Annotated in this window: 8 protein-coding genes; 7 read left to right on the top strand and 1 reads right to left on the bottom strand. The window is 41.0% G+C overall.

Translation table 11 applies throughout. From position 1 onward, the window contains the following. Positions 1 to 209: 209 nt before the first annotated feature. From QL229_RS15515 to QL229_RS15490, 6 genes are all read left to right on the top strand, one after another. Positions 210 to 1,904: a chemotaxis protein CheA gene (locus tag QL229_RS15515; protein ID WP_281547154.1), complete on the top strand. Its 1,695-nt coding sequence runs from the start codon at positions 210 to 212 to the stop codon at positions 1,902 to 1,904. Beyond that, positions 1,901 to 2,386: a chemotaxis protein CheW gene (locus tag QL229_RS15510; RefSeq protein ID WP_135922900.1), complete on the top strand. Its 486-nt coding sequence runs from the start codon at positions 1,901 to 1,903 to the stop codon at positions 2,384 to 2,386. Before QL229_RS15515 ends, QL229_RS15510 begins: the two co-directional genes overlap by 4 nt. 29 nt (positions 2,387 to 2,415) lie before the next feature. Continuing rightward, positions 2,416 to 4,743 carry a methyl-accepting chemotaxis protein gene (locus QL229_RS15505; RefSeq protein WP_281547153.1) on the top strand — a complete coding sequence of 776 codons (2,328 nt, stop codon included), beginning with the start codon at positions 2,416 to 2,418 and terminating at the stop codon, positions 4,741 to 4,743. A 71-nt stretch (positions 4,744 to 4,814) separates the two neighbouring features. Then, positions 4,815 to 5,633: a protein-glutamate O-methyltransferase CheR gene (locus tag QL229_RS15500; protein WP_135922898.1), complete on the top strand. Its 819-nt coding sequence runs from the start codon at positions 4,815 to 4,817 to the stop codon at positions 5,631 to 5,633. Continuing rightward, on the top strand, positions 5,630 to 6,247 hold the full coding sequence (gene cheD / locus QL229_RS15495) for a chemoreceptor glutamine deamidase CheD (RefSeq protein ID WP_135922897.1): 618 nt from the start codon (positions 5,630 to 5,632) through the stop codon (positions 6,245 to 6,247). The genes QL229_RS15500 and cheD overlap by 4 nt, the downstream gene beginning before the upstream one ends. A gap of 8 nt (positions 6,248 to 6,255) precedes the next feature. Next, positions 6,256 to 7,287: a chemotaxis response regulator protein-glutamate methylesterase gene (locus QL229_RS15490; protein ID WP_135922896.1), complete on the top strand. Its 1,032-nt coding sequence runs from the start codon at positions 6,256 to 6,258 to the stop codon at positions 7,285 to 7,287. On the opposite strand, the gene QL229_RS15485 is transcribed toward QL229_RS15490, so the two are convergent. Further along, on the bottom strand, positions 7,277 to 8,308 hold the full coding sequence (locus QL229_RS15485) for a polysaccharide deacetylase family protein (protein ID WP_240704480.1): 1,032 nt from the start codon (positions 8,306 to 8,308) through the stop codon (positions 7,277 to 7,279). The two genes, QL229_RS15490 and QL229_RS15485, sit on opposite strands and share 11 nt — an antisense overlap. Between QL229_RS15485 and dinF the strand changes: the two genes are divergently transcribed. Next, positions 8,285 to 9,619 carry an MATE family efflux transporter DinF gene (gene dinF / locus QL229_RS15480; protein ID WP_281547152.1) on the top strand — a complete coding sequence of 445 codons (1,335 nt, stop codon included), beginning with the start codon at positions 8,285 to 8,287 and terminating at the stop codon, positions 9,617 to 9,619. The two genes, QL229_RS15485 and dinF, sit on opposite strands and share 24 nt — an antisense overlap. Position 9,620: the final 1 nt, after the last annotated feature.

Here is a 9,620-nt window from a genome sequence, read left to right as displayed (position 1 = left end):
AAGTTATGGGATAACCCCAAGGTAAGTGTGGCTCAAATTATAAGAATAGGATCTCCGCGTAGCGGCTTAGTTCAACAGCGGAACATGTTAATTTACTCCTAAAGTCAGTCGATTGTTTACGTGCATTACTCAGAGCCTTACAAGCTGAACAACAACCTGATTTAGCGGAAGCGGATGAACTTCGAATAAAATTTGAAGAAATCCTTGGTATGCGTGCAGCGAGTCAGGCATCGGAACAAGTCGAAGAAACAGTTGCCGAAAGCAGCTTTAATACTTACCAAATCGACTTTAAACCCCATCATCATTTATTCAAAACGGGTAATGAACCTCTTTATATGATCAGCGAGTTAGCTGAACTTGGTGAGCTTGAAACACATGCTTTTCAAGATGGTATTCCCGACATTACTAATTACGCACCAGAAGATTGCTTTTTAGCCTGGCGATTCTTCTTAACCACAGACAAAGAGCAAAGCAGTATTGAAGAAATCTTTGAGTGGGTCGAAGATGATGCCGATATCTCTATTACACTGTGTGGGGGTTTGTTTGGTGCTGAGGTAGAGCCATCATCAGCAAGTGAGCCGGCAAAGGAAACGAACACCAACACAGTTGAACCGATTGCTAAAGCAAGTACTGATGCTAAAAAAGCGGCGCCAGTAAAAACGGCGACCGCAAATGCAGAGTCAACGTCTATACGGGTTGGTATCGACAAAGTTGATTCACTCATCAATATGGTGGGTGAGTTAGTTATCACACAAGCTATGTTAAGCCAGCTTGGTGAGCAGGAGATAACCGAAGCAACGATCGCCTCGTTGCAAGAAGGTTTGGCTCAATTGGCACATAACACACGTGATTTACAAGAAAACGTCATGCGTATTCGCATGTTACCGATTAGTTTTGTATTTAGTCGCTTTCCGCGCTTGGTTCGAGATATCTCACAAAAGCTTGATAAACAGGTTGAATTGAAACTACTTGGTGAACAAACCGAGCTTGATAAAACAGTGATGGAAAAGCTGTCTGATCCTATGGTCCACCTCGTAAGAAACTCTCTTGATCATGGCTTAGAAACCGTAGATAAACGTGTTGCGGCAGGTAAGGATCCTGTTGGTACAGTGACACTTAATGCGTTTCATCAAGGTGGTAATATTGTGATTGAGATTATGGATGATGGACAAGGCCTAAATACTACCAAAATACGTGAAAAAGCGATTAAAAATGGTCTGATCTCAGAATCAGATGATTTATCTGACAATGAAGTTAATGAGCTTATATTTTTACCTGGCTTTTCCACCGCAGATCAAGTGAGTGATTTGTCTGGCCGTGGTGTGGGTATGGATGTTGTACGTCGCAATATTGAAGCACTGAGTGGCTCTGTTGAAGTGTCATCTGCCCCAGGTGTTGGTTCAACCTTTACAATTCGCTTGCCATTGACGTTGGCAATTCTCGATGGGCAATTAGTACGTGTTGCCGAGCACACTTATATTATTCCGCTGATTTCGATTATCGAGTCACTGCAAATAGATATCACAAAAGTTAGCCGAGTTGGGAAAGATCTCGACGTATTGCGCTTACGTGATGAATACATTCCTATTTTACGGTTGTACAACATATTTAATCACCAAGGAGCGATTGAAACGTTGGATAAGACCTTGCTGGTGGTTGTAGAAAGCGATAACCAAAAAGTGGGCTTGTTAGTTGATGACTTATTGTCGCAACAACAAGTCGTTATAAAAAGTTTAGAGGCTAATTATCAAAAAGTAGATGGTGTCTCAGGGGCAACAATTTTGGGCGATGGTCGAGTTTCATTAATTGTGGATATTAGTGGCTTAATTAAATTGTCAGGACTGAGAAAACCTGGCAGCCAAGAATTAATCATCGAGTCAAAAGCGAATTTGGAGGCATCATGATAGCACAGCACGATGACCTGCATAACAAGCTTAATTTAGAACAAAATCAAGATGTAAAACAGTTTCTAACTTTCTTTATGGCTGAAGAAGAGTACGGAGTTGATATTTTAACGGTGCAAGAAATTCGCAGTTGGGAAGAGATCACTGTAATCCCTAACTCCCCTGATTTTGTTAAAGGGGTAATCAATTTGCGCGGCACCATAGTGCCTATTATCGATTTGCGACTTCGCTTTGGTATTCCAGCCATTGAGTATGGGCCATTGACTGTTGTTATTGTTTTAAAAGTAAAGTTAGAAAACGCGAGTAAAATTATGGGCATCGTTGTCGATGCTGTTTCGGATGTCTATAGCATTGCTGAGCATGAAGCTAAAGCGGTGCCGCATTTGTCAGACTCAGATAATGCGCAATATGTTGCGGGTTTGGTCAATGTGGGTGAGAAAATGGTTGCGCTATTGGACCTACAAAAAACAATGGACATTTAACTGGGTAGATTAACAAGAAGGTGAAGGGTATGGGTTGGTTTAGCAGTCCTAAAAATGTTGAGTCGAACAATGATTTAATTGTTACGGCACTAAACAAGTCGCTTGCAGTAATTGAATTTCAGCCGACAGGATCGATTATTACAGCCAATGCTAATTTTTTAAGCGTAATGGGCTATCGACTTGAAGAAATTCAGGGACAACATCATGCTATATTTGTCGCTGATGATGAATCAAAAAGCCCTGAGTACCAGCAGTTTTGGCAGCGCTTACGAAACGGTGAATTTATTTCTGACGAATTCAAACGTTTTGGTAAAGGTGGCAAAGAAATCTGGATTCAAGCCACATATAACCCGATTATTGATGGTAACGGCAATGTCATCAAAGTCATCAAATTTGCAACCGATATCTCCGCACAGAAAGAGTTAGAAAAACAATCGAAACGTGATGCTGATCTGTCTAATGCATTACGAGTATGCCAAGCGAATGTGATGATTGCCGATAACGATCTGAAAATTATATTCGTGAATGAGCAAGTAAAACAAATGCTACAAGCACGCGAGTCGACCTTACAGACAGTGCTGCCAAGCTTTTCAGTGTCTAACTTAATCGGTACATGTGTTGACGATTTTCATAAACAGCCAAGCCATCAACGTGAGTTATTGAAATCATTAAAAGAACCTTATAAAACAACGTTACGTTTGGCTGGTCTTATTTTTAGCCTGATTGCAACGCCTTGGTTAAGTGCATCAGGTAAGCGTTTAGGAACAATTGTTGAATGGCAAGATATCACTGATCGAGTGAATAAAGCCGAAGCTGAAAAACGTGAAGCGGAAGAGAATTTGCGCGTACGTCGCGCACTTGACCGTGTAGCTACTAACACTATGATTGCAGACTCTGGGAATAACATCATTTATATGAACGAGGCCGTTCTTAATATGATGAAAATCGCAGAAAGTGATTTACGGAAAGACTTGCCGAATTTCAACAGCAATAATTTGATTGGTCAAAATATTGATGTATTTCACAAAAATCCGGCACATCAACGCAACATGCTAGCTAAATTAAGCAGTACTTACAGTACGGAAATTCAAGTCGGTGGTCGCACCTTTGGTTTGGTTGCGAACCCTATTTTCACTCCTGAAAATGAGCGTATTGGTACTGTTGTTGAGTGGGAAGATAGAACGGCTGAAGTCGCGATTGAAAAAGAGATTGCGGGTCTTGTTTCTGCTGCAGGTAAAGGTGACTTAGAAGCCCGTGTTGAAGAGACGGGTAAACAAGGCTTCTTCTTACGGTTAGCGCAAGGTTTAAATAGCCTTGTAAGCATTGTTGATGATGCAGTTAAAGATACAGGCAATATGCTGGATGCCATGGCGAATGGTGACTTATCAAAACGTATTGAGCAAGACTACCAAGGTTCATTTGAGAAGCTAAAACGTGATGCAAATGCCACGGCTGATAAGCTTACTGAAGTGATTAATCGCATTAATACCTCAGCAACTCTGGTTGCAAGTGGCGCAGAAGAAATCTCACAAGGTAATGCTGATTTAAGTCAACGAACTGAAGAGCAAGCTTCATCACTTGAAGAAACAGCATCTAGTATGGAAGAGATGACCAGTACGGTTCGCCAAAATGCGGATAACGCAAAAGAAGTGAACGAGCTGGCAGAAGAAACACGCACGAAAGCACAAAAAGGCGGTGAAGTTGTAAACCGTGCTGTAGTGAGTATGTCTGCAATTAACGAATCAAGTAAGAAAATTGCAGATATCATTAGTGTTATTGATGAAATCGCTTTCCAAACAAATTTACTCGCATTGAATGCTGCTGTTGAAGCTGCACGTGCAGGTGAGCAAGGTCGAGGCTTCGCAGTTGTTGCAGGTGAAGTTCGTAATCTAGCGCAGCGCTCTGCAGCGGCTGCAAAAGAAATTAAAGAATTGATCCGAGACAGTGTTGGAAAAGTTGAAGACGGTACATTACTCGTTAATGAGTCAGGTTCAACATTACAAGAAATTGTTACAGCGGTGCAACGAGTGACTGCGATGATTTCTGATATTGCTCAAGCATCAGAAGAGCAAAGCTCTGGCATTGAGCAAGTTAATAAAGCAATTACACAAATGGACGAGATGACTCAGCAAAATGCTGCTTTAGTTGAGCAAGCATCTGCGGCAGGGGAATCAATGGCAGAACAAGCAAATGACATGCGACGCTTATTAAACTTCTTCTCGTTATCGAAAGAAGAAGTAGATGTCTCGAGTCGAGTAAGTGCAGCACCTGCGGCTAAGCAATCGAACTCGCCTGTACGTCCAGCACCGAAAGGCAATAACTTTGTTGACCCTAGCGATGAATGGGAAGAGTTCTAATACTCTTCCCTATTAACAGAAAAAACTAGGTTATGTAGTGTATCTAATGTCTAGGCTGCAGGGTCAAAAACATGAAAGAGTTTTTATTAACAGATAGTGACTTTAAAGCTATTTCGTCGCAAGTTTATGATGCTTGTGGCATTGTTTTGGCCGAACATAAGCGCGAGATGGTTTACTCGCGCTTAGCCAGACGAATCCGACATCATAAACTAAAAAGCTTTAAAGAATATTTAGACTTTCTTGAAGAAAATAAAGAACGAGAGTTTAGCGAGTTTATTAATGCGATAACTACTAATCTAACGTCTTTTTTTCGTGAGCCTCATCACTTTAACTACTTAAAAAACACCATTGTTCCAAAACTACTTGTGAGTAATGCTAAGCATAAACGTGTACGTGTTTGGTCTGCTGGGTGTTCAACGGGGGAAGAGCCATACACTATTGCAATGACATTAAGTGGTTTGTTTCCTTCTGATTGGGATGTGAAAATACTAGCCACTGATCTTGACTCGAACGTATTAGCCAAAGCTCAAGCGGGAACATACACAGCGTCGAATGTTAATGGTTTAGAGAAAGCTCAACTAAAGCGCTGGTTTTTAAAAAGTCATGATGGGCAGTTATACAAAGTTAAGCCAGAGCTACAAAAAAACATATTTTTCAAAAGGTTAAATTTACTTCAAGGTTGGCCAATGAAGGGACCATTTGATGTTATTTTTTGCCGAAACGTGGTTATCTATTTTGATAAACCAACAAAAGATACGCTGTTCAAGCGTTATTATGACCTACTGACCGACTCAGGCCATTTATTCCTGGGGCATTCGGAAACACTGGGTAAGGATCACAAAGAGTTTAAGAATTTAGGCCAGACGATTTATCTAAAAGGTGGTCTATGAGCAATCATTTTAAACCTGTGTTACCTGGTTTCGAGCATGTTAAACGATTTTGGGATAACCAGAGACAAAAAGTGGTCGCAAAGGTTTTGCCTGGCGAGTTTTATGTATCAAAAACAGATGAACTGATTACCACGGTGCTTGGTTCATGTATTGCCGCATGTATTTATGATGAAGGACTCGGCATAGGTGGCATGAATCACTTTATGTTGCCAATGGAAAAAGGGGTCGACCCAGCGAATGCACATAGCTTAAATTGTCGCTATGGTAACTGGGCAATGGAGTATCTGATCAATGAAATCTTGAAAAATGGTGCTTCAAAACGTAATTTAAAAGTCAAACTGTTCGGTGGCGGTAAAATTATTCGCTCAATGACAGACATAGGAGTAGGCAATATTCGTTTTGCAAATGCCTATATACTTGAGGAAGGATTAGATTTAGTATCTCATGATGTGGGTGGCCCTTGGCCTCGAAAAGTATTATTTAATCCACAAACAGGTTCAGCGCAGGTGAAAAAAATGCGTGAATTACATTCTGATAAGCTTGAAAAACGTGAAATTAAATACTTACACGATATTGAGCATCAAGATGCTGAAACGAATATTGAATTATTTTAGGAGCGCATATGATCAAAGTACTCATTGTTGATGATTCTGCTTTGATCCGTGGTTTGCTCAAGGAAGTACTGGAACAAGCCGATGATATTCAGGTTGTTGGTGTTGCAGAAGATCCTTATCAGGCACGAGATTCTATTAAACGGCTAAATCCTGATGTATTAACACTTGATATAGAAATGCCAAAAATGGATGGGTTGAGTTTTTTAAAAAATTTAATGCGCCTACGTCCTATGCCTGTTGTGATGATCTCTACCCTAACTCAAAAAGGCTCGCCAATCACACTTGAAGCACTAGAGATTGGTGCGGTCGACTTTATTGCAAAACCAACTGCAAATGTATCAGAAAATATTCAACGCTACGCTCACTTATTACAACAAAAAGTACGCACAGCGGCTTCTGCCAGAGTACGTACCTTTAAAGCGCAAAAGGTGGAAGATGATAAATCTTTAACTTCTTTGCAGTTTAAACAGAATGCTGTTTTGGCGATTGGCGCTTCAACAGGGGGAACCGAAGCAATTAAAGAAGTGCTGGTTCGTATGCCAGAAAATTGCCCACCTATAGTGATCACTCAGCATATTCCGCCGGTATTTAGTACCTCATTTGCGATGCGTATGGATCGAACGTGTAAAATTAACGTCAAAGAAGCTGAACAGGGTGATAAATTAAAGCCGGGTTGGGCTTATATTGCACCGGGCGATCAGCATTTAAGTGTTGTTAAAAAAGGCAGCGCTCTATATTGCCAACTCGATGCTAATGAGCTGGTAAATCGCCATCGTCCAGCTGTCGATGTGTTGTTTAATTCACTTGTTATAGCTTGCCCTAAAGTAACTGTTGCAGCATTGCTAACCGGTATGGGAAGTGATGGCGCTCAAGGCTTACTGGCGTTAAAACAAGCGGGTGCTTATACAATTGCACAAGATGAATTGTCGTCAGTGGTGTGGGGAATGCCAAAAGCCGCAGTGGAGCTCAATGCGGCTCATGAAGTTGTGCGCCTTGATAAAGTGACGGCACAAATGCTGAAACAGGCTATTACTGCGTGATAACCCAAGGTTGTGAAAACCAATAATAGCTGCCTTTTTTCGCGATTGAAGGGGCTGTGCAGTTAAAGCGAGAGCGACCTTTTTTCAGTTTTTCAGGTGAGGTGATCTTCACCGTATCTTTGCTAAGCCAAGCTAAATCTGCTTGGCCAATACCTGAAACATAACAAGCAAACTGACTTTTATGAAAATCTTGCATATCAAATTGCATCGTTAAACTAGGTGGGTTTTCGTCTGTCACACTATCTGAGTAGGTAAGCTGTTTGATAGTGAATGCTTGTGAGTCGAGTTTAGTGGCAAGCGTATCAAGCTTTGAATAAAAGCCTGATGCCGGAAAACGTGGTAATCGAGTAAAGTCAGAATGGATCCCTACAGCACCCGAATGCTGACCTATACCAACAAACCCGAGTGATTTAACTAACTGCTGTAATGAATTATTAAACTCGCCATAAGGGTAAGCAAGGTATTTATAATCATGACCAATTTCTTCTTTTATGCGCTGCTGGGCAGATAGAATGTCGTTCTTAGTACGCGCAAGCCATGCTTGCTCAGTTTCGTCTGGCTGTTTGCGATGCAAGTAATTATGAGTTTGCGTGTGGTTGCTAATTAAGGCGCCTTTACTTGATAGCTCTTTTAGCTGTTGCCAGGTCATCACATAGCTTTTGCCTTCATCAATAAGTTCAGGGTTTACGAAAATAGTATACGGATAGCCAAACTTTTCTAAGATAGGAGCAGCTTCTTCGTAATTGTTTTTATAGCCATCATCGAAGGTAATAGCGACAGTTTTATCTGTTAAAGGGTGTCCCGCTTGTAACGAGGTGATGAGGTCATTTAATGGAATAACTTTGAAGTTATTGTCTTTTAAATATTGCATGTGTTCAGTGAATGTTTCGCTGCTGACACTGGTTACCGCAGGAAGGCTTTCACTGACGTGATGATACTGTAGAATGACTGCGCCATGGGCACGCAAAGATAAACCTAACAGGACTGCAAATACTACATGAAACATTTTCTTAAACGTCATAAGGCACACCATAAAAGTTTACTGTTATTAGCCGGTCCGATGATTTTATCAAATATTACCGTGCCACTGTTAGGTTTAGTTGATACTGCTGTAATCGGTCATCTAGGAAGCGCTCACTATTTGGCTGGTATAGCACTCGGTTCAGCAGTTATTTCGTTATTATTTTGGCTAGCAGGCTTTTTACGCATGAGTACCACAGGTTTGGTTGCACAGGCCTATGGAAAACACGATCACAGCTTACTTGCTGAGCTATTAAAGCGCAGCTTGCTACTAGCAACAGCGGTTGCGCTGCTATTAATAGCGCTGAGTATACCTATTCAATCCTTAATGGCATATTTATCAAATGCCAATGAAGCTGTTTTAGAACAAGCAAATAGCTATTTTTCGATTCGTATTTTTAGTGCACCTGCCGCCTTATGTAACTTGGTGTTGCTTGGTTGGATGTTAGGAGTGCATTATGGCCGGGGGCCATTTTATTTATTACTTATTACTAACATAACCAATATCGTGCTTGATATTTATTTTGTAGTGTTTCTTGATTGGGGCGTTGCAGGAGCTGCGTGGGCATCTTTAATTGCTGATTATATTGCGCTTGCTTTTGCACTTATGTTAGTTGCACAACTAGCTAAAAAACAAGGTGTTAACCTTGCTGTGAAAGACTGGTTAAGTGTTGCTAAGTTACTTGATTTAGTGAGCTTAAATCGTGATATTTTTATTCGCTCACTAGCACTGCAATTATGTTTTAGTTTTATGACTTTTTATGGCGCACGTATCGGCGAAACAACCTTGGCAGCCAATGCTGTTTTGCTAAACTTTTTAATGTTGGTGAGCTTTGCACTAGATGGTATTGCTTATGCGAGTGAGGCAAAGGTCGGCAAGGCTAAAGGTGAGCACAGCGCTAAGCAGATTCAATTATGGGTTAACTTGAGCTTGTTTTGGGGCGGGTTATTTGCGCTGTTTTATAGCCTTATATTTTTACTATTTGGCGAGGCTATTATTCGCTTACTTACCGATGTTCCAGAAGTTATTGAAATGGCAACAGATTACTTGCCTTGGGTAATTATATTGCCTATTGCGGCGATGGGGTGTTTCTTATTTGATGGCGTATTTGTGGGGTTAACCCGTGCCAAAGACATGCGTAACACTATGCTATTTAGTGCTGTAGTGGGCTTTTTCGGGCTGTTTTGGTTAGTGAGTAGCTGGCAAAATCATGGTTTATGGTTTGCGATGACCAGCTTCATGCTAATGCGCGGATTAACTCTTTGGTTTCGCTACCGTAAAATTGTCAACAACCAGCAATTATTAGAGTAAA

This window comes from Pseudoalteromonas sp. PAR1 (assembly GCF_947311895.1).
GTDB lineage: Bacteria > Pseudomonadota > Gammaproteobacteria > Enterobacterales > Alteromonadaceae > Pseudoalteromonas > Pseudoalteromonas lipolytica_C.
This window is presented reverse-complemented; position numbering and strand designations above follow the sequence as displayed.